Source organism: Dokdonia ponticola, assembly GCF_042653865.1.
Lineage (GTDB): Bacteria > Bacteroidota > Bacteroidia > Flavobacteriales > Flavobacteriaceae > Dokdonia > Dokdonia ponticola.
This window is the reverse complement of sequence record NZ_JBHSFV010000021.1, coordinates 13,109-26,278: the sequence shown is the minus strand read 5'-3', so window position 1 is coordinate 26,278 and position 13,170 is coordinate 13,109. Positions and strand designations below refer to the sequence as shown.

Sequence of the window (13,170 nt, the reverse complement as noted above, 5' to 3'; positions counted from 1 at the left end):
TTATGGAAATGAAACTAAGTTGGTTTGAAATCCCTGTAACAGATATGCAACGCGCTATATCATTTTACGAGGCTGTATTTGGGATAAAGATAGATTTGCAAGATTTTGGTGGGGTTCTCATGGGATTCTTCCCAAGACCCAGTAATGTAGAAATTACTTCGGGATCATTAATCCAATATGAATCGTATGTTCCTAGTCAAGAGGGAGCGTTGCTTTATTTTAATGCAGATGATATCACTGCATGTCTAGAGCGTGTGAGTACCGCAGGTGGCAAGGTTGTTCAAAATAAAACCCAAATAAGCGAGGAGCATGGGTATATGGGTGTTTTTGTAGATTCAGAAGGCAATAAAGTTGCACTGCACAGTACACATTGATATTTTTTATCTATGAGGGAGGATATAACTGTTAATCTTTCCTTTGAAGGACTCTATATTCTTCGTAGCACTCACTAATAGCATCTAAGATTTGAAGATCATTAGCAGTCACTATAAAATTGTCTGAGTAATTACAGTTGTTGAGAATTGCATCGATATCATTTTTATCAATTTGAAGCAAAGCTACTAAGGTTTCTCGATCAAATTTTCGTTCAAGAAGGTTACGCACTTTGTCGTCTTCCTTCATTTTACGCATTTTTTTGAGCTGTTCAGGTTTTTTGCCAAACAGATTATATAGGAGATCAGCCGGGTTGAAAATAGCATTGATAACTCTTGAAACGGCGCCTGGTTGAGATTTTCCTCCTTCATATCCTGTATTCAAACCAGATATACTAAAACGTGAATTGTTGTAAATAGGAATTCGTTTAGCGTCTATTTCTAAATATCCTGTCAGTTGTATTTCTTGAACTAATACTTCTTCTAATGCAATCCCAACTTCAGTCATTTTAATTTTTACATTCCCATATTTAACCCAGTCAGCACTTACGCGTACTTGTAATGTTTTATATCCTAAATAAGAGAAAAATAAGGTGTCGTCAACTTGTGCTTTGATGTCAAAGACGCCTTGCTCATTGGTGATAGCTCCTTTTAAGTTGGTGAGATTTACAATATTTACATTTTGTAAAGGTTCGTCTGTAGATGAACTCAAAACTGTCCCGTTGATGTGTCCTTCTTCAAGTGCAGGAATCGAATCGTTTTTTGGAGGGGTCACTGTGTCTTCCTGAGCCATAGCGACCTGTAATCCACTAAACAATAATATTGTAAATAATAATCTCTTCATAGCGGGTGTTAATTTACGGATTCTGTCGCAAAAATAGATTCAGAACTACACTTTTACCATAAATATAACAAATAAAAAAGCTTTATAGATGTGTTCTTATTATTAGAAACAATAAGGGAACTCATCTATAAAGCTGCTATTTTATAATAATTAGCTTCTAGCTACGACGTCTTCTTTTACCGGAAAACGGGGAGTTGGTAGCGCCTTCTTCTGATCTGCGAGGAGATCTAGGAGCGCTTCTTTCTGAACGCGCTGGTCTGCGATCTTCAGATGAAGAAGAGCGGCGTCTTCTTTCGCCTCCTCCTTCAGCACTTCCGTACGAAGGTCTGTCAGCATCATTACGTCTAGGTCTTCTTTCTGTAGTGCCTGCAGATGCAGAACGATCTCCACTGTTGCGACGTCTGTCACCGCGATCACTATCGCCACCACTACGTCTTTTACTGCGATCTCCACTTCTGAAGCCACCACCACTTCGACGATCTCCACCACCACGTTTGCGATCTCCACCACCACCTCGATTGCGATCACGACCGCCACCGCCTTGGGTTTCTTCTACACTTACACGACGTCCATCAAGATCAAAATCTTCAAAAAGTGCAATCACTTTTTCCTTATGTTCTGTATCGGTATTAAAGAAAGAAAAGCTGTCTTTACAGTCTACACGGTAAATACCATCCTGACCTAATCCCGTTTTTTCTTTTAAGAAGTCTTTTAGCTTCATCCAATCAAAATCATCTTTGCGCCCTACGTTTATAAAGTAACGTGTGGTCTCTCCTGATTCTTCTTTAAAAGCAGCAGTTGCATTTTGATTTAGATCTTTTGTTTTCTTATAGTAGTTAAAGAATCGTGTAAACTCTACAGAAAACACTTTCTTTATCAATTCTTCCTTGGTTACATCTTCTAACACCTCTTCGATAGCAGGAAGATACGCGTCTATATCGTGATTAACTTCGGTGTTATGTATTTTATTGGCAAGATGAAAAAGTTGTACCTGCGTAATTTCTTTTCCATCTGGAATTTCTTTGTGTTCAAACTTTTTCGCTAGGATTTTTTCTAGTTGTTTGATTTTACGCATTTCACTTTTGGTCACAATCACCATAGAAGTTCCTGTTTTTCCAGCACGACCTGTACGACCTGAACGGTGTGTATAGGTTTCTATCTCATCAGGAAGTTGGTAATTGATTACGTGTGTAATATCATCTACATCAATACCACGGGCAGCAACATCGGTCGCGACAAGCATTTGGATTTGTCTGCCTCTAAAGCTTTTCATCACAAGATCACGTTGATTTTGACTTAAATCTCCATGAAGTGCTGCAGCATTATAGCCGTCTTCTATTAATAATTCGGCTACTTTTTGTGTATCTCTTTTGGTACGACAAAAAATCACAGAAAAAATATCAGGATTAGCATCGGCAAGACGCTTTAGTGCTTGATAACGATCACGTGTATGCACTACATAAAACTCATGAGATACATTTTTTGCGCCTTCATTTTTAGAACCTACGGTCACCTCGACAGGGTTGGTCATAAATTCTTTGGCAATACGAGATACTTCTTTGGGCATCGTCGCACTAAATAGCCATGTAAGTTTTTCTTTAGGAGTATCTGCTAGAATGGTGGTGATATCTTCATAGAATCCCATATTCAGCATCTCATCAGCCTCATCGAGTACACAAAAGCTAAGTTTTGTGATATCTACCATGCGTCTACGCATCATGTCTTGCATACGTCCTGGTGTGGCAACGACAATTTGAGCTCCTTTTGAAATCTCTCTTGCTTGTTCTTGAATATTAGCACCTCCATACACAGCCACTACACGAACTCCTTTTACATGCTTAGCATATAATTTCATTTCGTTAGTAATCTGTAAACAAAGTTCACGAGTAGGCGCTATAATAAGTCCTTGTGTGGTTTTGCTAGTAGGGTCAATTTTTTGTAATAATGGAAAACCAAAAGCGGCGGTTTTTCCTGTTCCTGTTTGTGCAAGTGCTACCATATCTCGATCTTCTTCGAGTAAAATAGGGATTGCTTTTTCTTGAATTTCTGAAGGAGTTACAAACCCCATGTCGGCAATAGCCTGAAGTAAAGGCTCGTTTAAGCCCAATTGATCAAATGTCATTTGACGTATTTTATATGTTACTGTGCTGTAAGAAGCGCAACGACGTATAAAACCACTTGCTTCGATCAACACATATGTACCGATTTATTTCGATACAAACCCCACCCTGGGGTTTTGAAGGTGCAAAAGTACAGCTAATTAATGAATTGACAATGACGAATGGTGTAATTAAGAAATCATCGCATTGCAGCGATAAAATCTACAAACTTTTCTACCGCTTTTCCGCGGTGTCCTATCTTTCCTTTTAAGGCAAGTGCCATCTGAGCAAACGTAACGTCATAGCCGTCTGGCATAAAAATAGGGTCGTAGCCAAAGCCTCCATCTCCGTGACGTTCTTTTGTAATTTTGCCTTTGCAAATGCCTTCAAAGGTGTAGGTTTTGTCCGCTTTCGCGAAAGCGATTACCGTCTTAAATTGCGCTGATCTATCTGTTTGAGACGCAAGATTGATCAATAATTTGTTCATATTGTCCGAAGCATTTCGTTGCGGTCCTGCATATCGGGCCGAATATACCCCGGGTGCATTGTCTAAAGCAGCAACCTCAAGACCTGTATCATCTGCAAAGCAATCATACCCGTACTTTTGTTTTACGTAGTTTGCTTTTAAAAGTGCATTGCCTTCTATGGTAGGGGCATCCTCTATAATCTCCTCGGTACAGCCTATGTCTGCTAGGCTTTTTAATTGGATATACTCAGGAAGCAAGGCTTGTACTTCTTTTAATTTGTGCGTGTTATTTGTAGCAAAAACAAGTGTCATTTTTATAAAGTTACATTTTATAAGCCCCTAAGATACGCCAGAAACTGACATCGATATATCCTGATCCTATAAAAATAGGATGTATATTTAGCATTCATTGAAAACCATAGTTTTTGGAGATTGAAGCCTATTTATTACAAATCTTTAATAAAATTAATGGATATAAAATAGCGTAATAGTACTTGATTTTTAAAACAGATACTAACCCCTTTAAATACAGCGTACGATTAAAGTAAGTTTGATTATATACTAACCAACCACCCTATGGCAACAACCAAGAACCCTTCAACCCCATCTGAGACTACTGATGGGAAAACTTCAACCACAAAAAATAAAACAGCATCAACAACGATAGACGCAAAAGCTTCAGCGATTACAGATGAGGCTGGAAATGCAGTAGAAAGTTCAAATGATGCAACGATACATGGGATTTCACCAGAAGTAAAAGATGAAATGAGCCGCGAGATTAATGAGATGCTTTCTTTTGCTGTGTATAATGGTAAAATCATCAACACGGACCTTATCCCGTTAATAGAGGATAGTAATGTGGCGAGTTTGATTAATGCACATAATATGTTGTGTGCCAATATAGCGCCGGCTACTCCTAAGTCTATAGAATATACGGTCAAATTACGAAATCGAGATAAAGATAAATCCCTTTTTAGTAAGCTTCCTTTAGTCCGTAATCTTGTGTTGCTAGCGATTGCTTTTTTAGCAGCATTCATTGCGACCAGTCTTTCTTCAGATGTGAATGACCAATCTCTTGACAAAGGAGTGATGAATAACGATGGAATCAGTTTGTTATTAAACTTGGGGTATCTTGCGTCAGTCTCAGGATTAGGAGTCGTTTTTTACTTGCTTAAGAATGTAAGTAGCGCCGTAAGAAAAGGTACGCTGGTTCCAGAAGATTCTATTTACTATGTAGCACTTGTGGTATTAGGGGTTATTTCTGGTCTCATTATGTCTGAAATTTTGAATTTATATACGAATGATGCAGATAATATCAATCTTTTCAATAAAAGTGTATTGGCACTTGTAGGAGGGTTCTCCTCAGATGCTATATTTACGGTATTGCAAAGTTTGATTGACCGACTTAAAGCCATTTTTGCACCAGCAAATTAATAAAGAGATATGATCACAAAAGAAGAATTTCAATCGGTAGTACCCGATGTAAACTGGAAATATATAGAGCCGTATTTAGATATTTATGAGGCTATACTGGATCAATATGAGATCAATACACCTTTACGTAAAGCGCATTTTCTGGCACAGATTTCTCATGAGAGCGGGAGTTTTAAGTATGTTTCAGAAAATCTAAATTATTCAGCAAAAGCTTTATACGCAGTTTTTAGAAAATATTTCCCAACGTTGGCAGCTGCTGAGGCATATGCGCGGCAGCCTGAGAAAATTGCTAATAAAGTATATGCCAATCGTATGGGAAATTGTGATGAGGCAAGTGGAGAAGGCTGGAAATACAGAGGAAGAGGCTTGATACAATTAACAGGTAAAGATAATTATAGGTCTTTCTCTGCAGATGCAGGGCAGGATTTTGTAGCTAACCCAAGCTTGGTGGCGCAACCAGAGTGGGCACTAGCTTCTGCTTGTTGGTTTTGGAAGAAAAGAAGAATAAACAGATATGCCGATGCTGACGATATTCATATGGTAACCAAACTTATTAATGGAGGATTTAATGGACTTGAGCATAGGCAGCATTTTTTGGACGAATATAAAAAGCTATACAAAATTTGATAAGGCAACATTCAAAAAACGATTTAGAAAACCACTGTTAGAACAATTGATAGTGGTTTTTGTTTTTTCGCTCCTACCTAACGACTAGGTAGGTTCGCGAAAGCGTATAAAGAAAGTACTTATAGATAATAAGAACTTCAACTTTAAATTATTGAAATATGATCTAGTTTTTATTTTTTAAGAGGAAGGTGTATTTTTTATTATCCAGCATCCAGCATCCAGCATCCAGCATCCAGCATCCAGCATCCAGCATCTGTATTACACCAAATTAAAGATCACAAGGGCATAGGCATAAAAACGTAAGTAGCGTAAAACGCCAAAGAGTAGGTAATTGGTGAACTTGTACTTAATCATTCCTGCGGCGATACTTGTCATAGCAAAAGGAATAGGAAGTAATGCACCTACGGCAATAATAAGACCACCCCATTTGCGTGTATTCTTAATATGCTTTTTCATTTTTATTTCCAAGTAATTATGTACAGCCGGTATTTTGGTAATGGCTTTTCCCATAAAGAAAGACAAGATCCCTCCTAAGTAGGACATGGTGGCTAATAACGTAAGGCTTATAAGTGGGGAAGCTGTTTTTGCACTCCACGCAATAAAGAGTTCTGGGGGAATAATCCCTAGAATAGATTCTGATGCTAGGAAGGTAAGGATAATGGTAAAGTCAGAATAATTATCTATAACATAGGTAAGGGCTGTATTTACATCAATGACAAAATAATTGATCAACAATAAGATACCTACAACAATAAGAATGGCTGGCACCGCTTTTTTTAGGGCGTCTTTTATAAAACTATAAAAACCAGTATAGCTATAATATTGATGCAATAACTGCAAGCGGCTTTTTTTTCTAGTTTTTGTAGGATTCATGCGATATATTGAAAAACGATACTTTAAAGTGTAAAAATACTATTTACTAGACGGTTTATATATTAATAAATTACTAAAAAGAAGGAGTATTTTTGAATAGGACGTGTTTTTAGTCAGTATGTTACTTGAAAAAGCCTTTTGTTATGGAATTTTAATGATTAGTAAGTCATTACAAACTTGCACTTTTAAAAGTTTATGGGTTTATGTGTTTGAAGGTTATTTTTATACTTCAACACTCAACACTGTTCTCGACTGCGCTCGAACTGACATATAAAGTATTCTCTCCTAGGAAGGAGGGAAGGCAGGTGATTTTTATACTTTAACACTTAACACCATTCTTGACTGCGATCGAATTGACCTATATGACACTCTATTTTGAAACCTATATTCTTTACTCTTTTTTCTATGTTCTACTTTTTCAAAACTTACTATCTAGATCCACAATTTTATGTTGTATGGCATAAACAACGAGTCCTGCAATGTTTTTGGATTCTGTTTTGAGAAGTAGGTTATTGCGATGTCCTTCTACCGTACGCGGACTTATAAACAGTGCTTCTGCAATCTCATTGGTGGTATGTTGCTTGCAAATAAGCTCTAGTACTTCTCGCTCTCTCTTGGTGAAGTACGTAGTGTCAAAATTAGATTTTAGCTTTTTCTCTGAAGGGTTTAAGAGCCCCTCTTGAATAAACTTGAGTACTTGATTATCATAATAAAACCCTTTTTCATACACTTCTTTAATGGTTTTGACCATGAGTTTTGGACTACTATTTTTTGCGAGATAGGCTACGGCGCCTATAGAAATCATATTCACGATAAAAGGTTTGCTAAAATAGCTTGTGAGTGCGATGATTTTTACATCAGGAAATTCTTTATGAATTAATTTTGTCGCTTCTACACCATTCAATTCAGGCATTTTTAGATCGGTTAGGATGACATCGGGCTGTACTTCACACTCTCTTAATTGTTCCATCAGATCTTTTCCATCTGTGGCGTCAAATAGGATGTCAAACTCTTTTTCTCTACTTAAAATAGCACGCAGTCCTTGTCTGAAAAGTAACTCGTCATCGGCAAGAACTATTTTTATCTGGTCGCTCATGGTCTTTTTGATTGTATGGTAAATATACTTCCTTTATCTATTTCACTCTCTGCATGTAGGGTGCATTCTAAAATGGCAGTTCTGCTTTTTATGTTCTGCAAACCAATACCTGATTTTTTCTTGATTTTAGATACGTCAAAGCCATTTCCATTGTCTTTGCAGGTAAGCGTAAAACGGCTTTCTGTTTCTTTTTGTAATTCGATATTTAGACGACTAGCATCACCATGTCTTGTTGCATTATTAATCAACTCTTGTACAATCCTAAACACGTGAAGTTCATTAGTTTTACTCAAGAAATCAAGATCGTCTATACTATGTTTGATTTGTAATTGTTTGCTTTTGGTAAAGTCTTCAAAGAGTTCTTCTAGGGCGACTTTAAGCCCAAATTTATCCAAAATAGGAGGAAGAAGATCATGCGCAATTTTACGAGAACTCTCAAGGGTGGTGGTGGTGATGCCTAAAATATGCTCTAGCGATGCTTTTTGATCTTCATTTAGACCATCATCATCTAATAATAAGTTTGCCGTAAGGCTTACTACATTTAAACGTGCACTGATGGCATCGTGTAAATCTTGAGCAATACGTTTACGTTCCTCTTCTTGTGTAGCGATGGTCGCTTGTAAAATGGTTTTCTGATGTTCTAGTCTAAGCGCGGCTTTTTCGAGTTCTTTTTGAATGATCTTACGTCTTGAATAATGGAAAAACAAGAGCAGTCCCGTAGTCAATAAGACTAGGAATATAATCCCATATACAAGAGCTGAAATTATGAGTTCTTGATCTTGGATTGTGAGAAACTGGATTTCCATTCGAGCATAATTAATGTTAAGAAAACTACATACAGTAATTTATGAATAAACCAAATGTTTTTTGCTAATTCTCTGTCTACTTTTTCTGTATTATTGATATAATTACCTAATATAAATATTAACGTGCTAGCAGTTATATAGATTAAAATAGCAGCGTTTATATATAGAAACTTGCTTTTACTTGTTAATGAATTATATAAATGAATTATTGAATATACGATTAAAGGGAAGGAGGTCAAAAATATTTCTAACAAGTTAAATTTTAAAAATTTAGACTGATCTAATCCATATTGGATTCCTAAGATCACTAATACTGAAACAAATAAAACCTGTATGAGTCGCCGTTGAATATTATTTTTAAATAAAATAGTATAGAATATCGTGAGTAATATAAATTGAAATATAAAATAAAAATGTGATAAGTATAAGTTGTTGATCTTATAATCAGCCATTATGTTGGTAATATTTGACAAAGAAATACTAATAATGACGTAGATATAAATCACATTAAAAGCCATAAGATGTTTAAAATGCCTATGGCTTTTTGTATATAATATGAGGTTTACAATTAATAAAAGAGCAGATAAATGTCCCAAAAAGTCATTAATTGTAAGTGTCATATTCTATGGTATCCTGTTTAGGAATATGATTAATGATTTAATGGGCTGTTTGGGTCACAATCTCTTGGGCACGGTCTCGTAAAATCATAAATCCCACTTCCATTAATGTTAAATCTAGCTCCTGGAGGATACGTTGTTCTTGTCTTTTCGTCATACATCACATCGATATCTGAATCAGCTTTAGAGGGATCTGCCATCGTACCTACAATTAATAGCTTTTCACCATATCCATTTTCTTTGAATTTTACAGGATCTTTTCCGTTGCCATAATTATTATAAATTAAAGTGTCTATACCCATATAAGCACGTACTTCCTGATTGTTAGAGGCAGAGGTGTTCCCTGTAATGTTTCCTGTTGTAGGATCTATAGTTATAATATCCATTTCTGCAAGCGCCGATAGAAGATCACTTGTAGGAATTAAAAAGGCTTTTGCGTGGTCAGCATTGAGTTTCTGCCATAAATCAGTATCTGCTACAGCATCTTCGAAGGAAATTGTTTTGGTACTCATAAGTTTAGAGGTTTTTGGTTAATAAGTCTCCAAGTTCGCTAAAATTGGCTGATTAAAAAATATTTTTTTTAAAAACAGGTAATTTTACGGGGTGCTCTTTTTTATAACGCGTCTAATCTACTCTTTTTAGGAATACCTGTATATACATAGTTGCAGTGTAAAGCGTATCAAGTTAGAGTGTAGCTGTTTTTTATAGACTTTTAGCTTATTTGGTTTTTAACTTGAAAGCCTTTTAGCGCACCTGTGGTTTTCCCGTAAAATTACGTGTAAAAATCTGACAAAATCGCGTTAGATTTATCCCATAGTAAAACTACACCTATATTATTATGAACATTCGCCACTATTTTTCCTCGCTTCGACTTTTTATTATTGCTGTTTTTGTGGTGTTATTTCTCATTAGCTTTGCATTTTAGAGAGTAATAAGTTCCCTTTTGGTTATTGTCTTCACATCTAGTTGTCCTACGATTTTATAAATCCTACCGTATTCGTAACTAATAAAAAGGACTTCCTATTTGAAATTCGATTTAAAAGGCCATTAATTCCATAAAGCTATCGATAATAATAAGGCTCGCCTTTTAGAAATTTTAGGTAACGGAAAGTTTATGGAAAAATGTACGGAAAATTATATTTTAAAATAATTTCGGTAACGGAAAGTTTATGGAAAAATGTACGGAAAATTACATTTTAAAATAATTTCGGTAACGGAAAGTTTCTAAAAAAATGTATCAAAAACTACATTTTTTAGAAACAACCACCCCGAATACCGAGTTGTAAAATTATTATGAAAATTAAATAGTTGTAGATTATCTATGGTGATACGGTTCACCTTTTAGGATCGTGAAACCTCGATAGAGTTGTTCAGTGATAAATAATCGCACCATCTGATGACTAAAGGTCATTTTTGACAATGCTATTTTGCCTTGAGAGGCTTTGTAAACGGTTTCAGAAAAACCATAAGGGCCTCCTATCACAAGAACGAGTGTTTTATAACCACCATTCATTTTTTTCTGTAGGTATTGAGAAAATCCAACACTATTCATTTCTTTTCCGTTCTCATCTAGTAAAATTAAATGGTCTTGTGATCCTACTTTAGATAAAATAAGTGCTCCTTCCTTTTCTTTTTGTTGTGCTTCGCTCAGGTTTTTAACATTTTTTATGTCAGGGATCACCTCTATAGAAAATTTGATATAATGATTCAGGCGTTTGCTATATTCTTCAACAAGCGCCAGTAACCGTTTGTCATCTGTTTTTCCTATGCAAAGTAGTTTGATGTTCATGTTTCAAAAATACGAAATCTCAAATCCCAAAAAATCAAATGTCAAAAAAACCAATCCCCAATTTCAAAAGATGGGATTTGGGTATACTTCGGTAAACTTAGCGCAAAGCTATTTATTTTCTGCCTTTCGGCGAAATCAAATCACTCAATTGCCTTAGATCGAAATTGCAAATCACAAAAAAAAGTATTCAGTAGTCAGTTTGCAGTAGATTGTGAAAAATTAAACCGCAAAAAAGCTTCCCACTTCCCACTTCCCACACCCAACATCTAGCAACTTCAACTTTGATTTCGTATTTCATTATTCGTTATTTGTAGGGCTTTGCTTATTTTTACATAAACTAAGTATTATATGATTTCTCAAGCACAATTTGATAAAGAGATAGAAGGTATTATTGCAAATGCTATACGTGAAGATGTAGGTGATGGTGATCACAGTTCGCTGGCATGTATACCAGCTTCCGCTATGGGAAAGGCTAAGTTGTTAGTTAAAGACAGGGGGATTCTTGCTGGGGTCGCTTTCGCGAAAGCGGTATTTGCCTACGTAGATCCTTTACTCCAAATAGAAGAACGTATCCCAGATGGGAGTCGCGTGCAACATGGCGACATTGCTTTTTATGTTTCTGGACCTTCACAATCGATATTAAAAGCTGAACGTCTGGTACTGAATGCTATGCAGCGTATGAGTGCGATTGCCACCAAAACTGCTTTTTTTGTGAATCTGCTCGAGGGAACTAAAACACAAATATTAGATACGCGTAAAACAACGCCAGGGATTCGGGCATTGGAAAAATGGGCGGTAAAAATTGGAGGAGGGGAAAATCATCGATTTGCGCTTTATGACATGATTATGTTAAAAGATAATCATATTGATTTTGCAGGAGGGATCACACAAGCTATCCGGAAAACAGTAGCGTATCTTAAAGAGACTAAACGTGATTTGAAGATAATTGTGGAAGCGCGTACTCTAGAAGAGATTGATGAAATTTTACAAAGTCATCAAGATGTATATCGCATTCTTATAGATAATTTTAATTACGAAGATACCAGAGAGGCTGTACGACGTATTGGAAATTTGTGTCTTACAGAATCATCAGGAGGTATTAATGAGGAGACCATACGAGAATATGCATTGTGTGGTGTGGATTATATTTCTAGTGGAGCGTTGACACACTCTGTGTATAATCTAGATTTAAGTTTGAAAGCTGTGTGATGTCAAAAACACTAGGAGAGCGATTAGAACGTTTTAAGCTTTATAGGAGCTTTGTTGATATACTCAACAAAATACATTTGCCAGGATTTGGTGGAATGACTTTGTTTAATCTTATTGAGACGTATGCCATTGGTATTGTGAGAGGGACATTGTCTTCTCGGGCAGGATCTATTGCTTATAGTTTCTTTATGGCATTATTTCCAGCGTTACTTTTTTTATTAAATCTTATTCCTATTGTTCCAGTACCTGGTTTTCAGGATAAATTTATGGGGTTCATCTACGACTTGATTCCAAGACAGTCATTACTGTTTTTTGAACCAGTTTTTGCAGATATCTCACAAAACCCACGAACAGGGTTATTGTCTTTTGGGGCTATATTTGCCTTGATCTTGATGACAAACGGGATTAATGCGATATTTAGTGGTTTTGAAGGCTCTTTTAATGTGCATATCAACCGAGGTTTTTTTAGGCAGTATTCTGTTGCTTTGGGAGTCGCTATTGTTTTGGCATTGTTGTTGGTTACAACCATCACGGTATTAATATATTTTGAATATGTATTGCATATGTTAAGAGACAGAGAGATGGTAAGTGATCGCACAGATGTTTTTTTGCTCTCTATTGGAAGTTATTTGTTTTTTGTCAGTATGATTTACACAGCAGTGGCAACTCTCTATTATTTTGGGACCAAACATGGGAGGAGAAGTAAGTTTTTCTCACCAGGAGCCCTCATGACAACAGTACTTTTTATGTTGACGACTTATCTTTTTGGTATTTACATCGATAATTTCTCCAATTATAATGAGTTGTATGGCTCTATAGGTGCTCTTTTAATAATGATGTTATATATTTGGCTGAATTCAAACCTACTATTACTAGGTTTTGAATTGAATGCAGCTTTACAAAAATTAAAAATGAATCAAAACCCTCAATAATTTAATT

13 protein-coding genes are annotated in these 13,170 nt (G+C 36.0%); 5 read left to right on the top strand and 8 right to left on the bottom strand.

The genetic code is table 11. From position 1 onward, the window contains the following. Positions 1-2: 2 nt before the first annotated feature. Positions 3-374, top strand: a complete 372-nt coding sequence (locus tag ACFO3O_RS21600) for a VOC family protein (RefSeq protein WP_379982782.1) — start codon at positions 3-5, stop codon at positions 372-374. A gap of 31 nt (positions 375-405) precedes the next feature. Here ACFO3O_RS21600 and ACFO3O_RS21595 read toward each other — a convergent pair whose 3' ends face one another. The 3 genes from ACFO3O_RS21595 to ACFO3O_RS21585 all read right to left on the bottom strand — a co-directional run bounded on the left by ACFO3O_RS21595 (position 406) and on the right by ACFO3O_RS21585 (position 4,092). Then, the gene (locus ACFO3O_RS21595) at positions 406-1,215 is read right to left on the bottom strand and encodes a carboxypeptidase-like regulatory domain-containing protein (RefSeq protein WP_379982780.1); all 810 of its coding nucleotides are present in this window, start codon (positions 1,213-1,215) and stop codon (positions 406-408) included. Positions 1,216-1,372: 157 nt separating this feature from the next. After that, entirely contained in the window at positions 1,373-3,337 is a 1,965-nt protein-coding gene (locus ACFO3O_RS21590; protein ID WP_379982778.1) for a DEAD/DEAH box helicase, read from the bottom strand. Between the two features lie 176 nt (positions 3,338-3,513). After that, positions 3,514-4,092: a non-canonical purine NTP diphosphatase gene (locus ACFO3O_RS21585; RefSeq protein ID WP_379982776.1), complete on the bottom strand. Its 579-nt coding sequence runs from the start codon at positions 4,090-4,092 to the stop codon at positions 3,514-3,516. Positions 4,093-4,356: 264 nt separating this feature from the next. Between ACFO3O_RS21585 and ACFO3O_RS21580 the strand changes: the two genes are divergently transcribed. Next, the gene (locus ACFO3O_RS21580; RefSeq protein ID WP_379982774.1) at positions 4,357-5,214 is read left to right on the top strand and encodes a hypothetical protein; all 858 of its coding nucleotides are present in this window, start codon (positions 4,357-4,359) and stop codon (positions 5,212-5,214) included. A gap of 9 nt (positions 5,215-5,223) precedes the next feature. Further along, a complete protein-coding gene (locus ACFO3O_RS21575; protein ID WP_379982772.1) occupies positions 5,224-5,841 on the top strand; it encodes a glycoside hydrolase family 19 protein in 618 nt (205 codons plus the stop codon). A 258-nt stretch (positions 5,842-6,099) separates the two neighbouring features. On the opposite strand, the gene ACFO3O_RS21570 is transcribed toward ACFO3O_RS21575, so the two are convergent. The 5 genes from ACFO3O_RS21570 to rlmH all read right to left on the bottom strand — a co-directional run bounded on the left by ACFO3O_RS21570 (position 6,100) and on the right by rlmH (position 11,022). Beyond that, the gene (locus ACFO3O_RS21570; RefSeq protein ID WP_379982770.1) at positions 6,100-6,714 is read right to left on the bottom strand and encodes a YqaA family protein; all 615 of its coding nucleotides are present in this window, start codon (positions 6,712-6,714) and stop codon (positions 6,100-6,102) included. Positions 6,715-7,132: 418 nt separating this feature from the next. After that, the gene (locus ACFO3O_RS21565; protein WP_379982768.1) at positions 7,133-7,810 is read right to left on the bottom strand and encodes a response regulator transcription factor; all 678 of its coding nucleotides are present in this window, start codon (positions 7,808-7,810) and stop codon (positions 7,133-7,135) included. Further along, the gene (locus ACFO3O_RS21560; protein ID WP_379982766.1) at positions 7,807-8,616 is read right to left on the bottom strand and encodes a sensor histidine kinase; all 810 of its coding nucleotides are present in this window, start codon (positions 8,614-8,616) and stop codon (positions 7,807-7,809) included. Before ACFO3O_RS21560 ends, ACFO3O_RS21565 begins: the two co-directional genes overlap by 4 nt. Before the next feature lie 649 nt (positions 8,617-9,265). After that, a complete protein-coding gene (locus ACFO3O_RS21555) occupies positions 9,266-9,745 on the bottom strand; it encodes a hypothetical protein (RefSeq protein WP_379982764.1) in 480 nt (159 codons plus the stop codon). Positions 9,746-10,548: 803 nt separating this feature from the next. Next, a complete protein-coding gene (gene rlmH / locus ACFO3O_RS21550; RefSeq protein WP_379982762.1) occupies positions 10,549-11,022 on the bottom strand; it encodes a 23S rRNA (pseudouridine(1915)-N(3))-methyltransferase RlmH in 474 nt (157 codons plus the stop codon). A gap of 348 nt (positions 11,023-11,370) precedes the next feature. On the opposite strand from rlmH, the gene nadC reads away from it, so the two are divergent. After that, positions 11,371-12,231: a carboxylating nicotinate-nucleotide diphosphorylase gene (gene nadC, locus ACFO3O_RS21545; RefSeq protein WP_379982760.1), complete on the top strand. Its 861-nt coding sequence runs from the start codon at positions 11,371-11,373 to the stop codon at positions 12,229-12,231. Continuing rightward, a complete protein-coding gene (locus ACFO3O_RS21540; RefSeq protein ID WP_379982758.1) occupies positions 12,231-13,163 on the top strand; it encodes a YihY/virulence factor BrkB family protein in 933 nt (310 codons plus the stop codon). The genes nadC and ACFO3O_RS21540 overlap by 1 nt, the downstream gene beginning before the upstream one ends. Positions 13,164-13,170: the final 7 nt, after the last annotated feature.

Coding starts and splice junctions, on each gene's coding strand:
- rlmH (WP_379982762.1), bottom strand. CDS start 11,022: ATGAACATCAAACTACTTTGCATAGGAAAAACAGATGACAAACGGTTA.
- ACFO3O_RS21560 (WP_379982766.1), bottom strand. CDS start 8,616: ATGGAAATCCAGTTTCTCACAATCCAAGATCAAGAACTCATAATTTCA.
- ACFO3O_RS21570 (WP_379982770.1), bottom strand. CDS start 6,714: ATGAATCCTACAAAAACTAGAAAAAAAAGCCGCTTGCAGTTATTGCAT.
- nadC (WP_379982760.1), top strand. CDS start 11,371: ATGATTTCTCAAGCACAATTTGATAAAGAGATAGAAGGTATTATTGCA.
- ACFO3O_RS21575 (WP_379982772.1), top strand. CDS start 5,224: ATGATCACAAAAGAAGAATTTCAATCGGTAGTACCCGATGTAAACTGG.
- ACFO3O_RS21565 (WP_379982768.1), bottom strand. CDS start 7,810: ATGAGCGACCAGATAAAAATAGTTCTTGCCGATGACGAGTTACTTTTC.
- ACFO3O_RS21580 (WP_379982774.1), top strand. CDS start 4,357: ATGGCAACAACCAAGAACCCTTCAACCCCATCTGAGACTACTGATGGG.
- ACFO3O_RS21585 (WP_379982776.1), bottom strand. CDS start 4,092: ATGACACTTGTTTTTGCTACAAATAACACGCACAAATTAAAAGAAGTA.
- ACFO3O_RS21590 (WP_379982778.1), bottom strand. CDS start 3,337: ATGACATTTGATCAATTGGGCTTAAACGAGCCTTTACTTCAGGCTATT.
- ACFO3O_RS21595 (WP_379982780.1), bottom strand. CDS start 1,215: ATGAAGAGATTATTATTTACAATATTATTGTTTAGTGGATTACAGGTC.
- ACFO3O_RS21555 (WP_379982764.1), bottom strand. CDS start 9,745: ATGAGTACCAAAACAATTTCCTTCGAAGATGCTGTAGCAGATACTGAT.
- ACFO3O_RS21540 (WP_379982758.1), top strand. CDS start 12,231: ATGTCAAAAACACTAGGAGAGCGATTAGAACGTTTTAAGCTTTATAGG.
- ACFO3O_RS21600 (WP_379982782.1), top strand. CDS start 3: ATGGAAATGAAACTAAGTTGGTTTGAAATCCCTGTAACAGATATGCAA.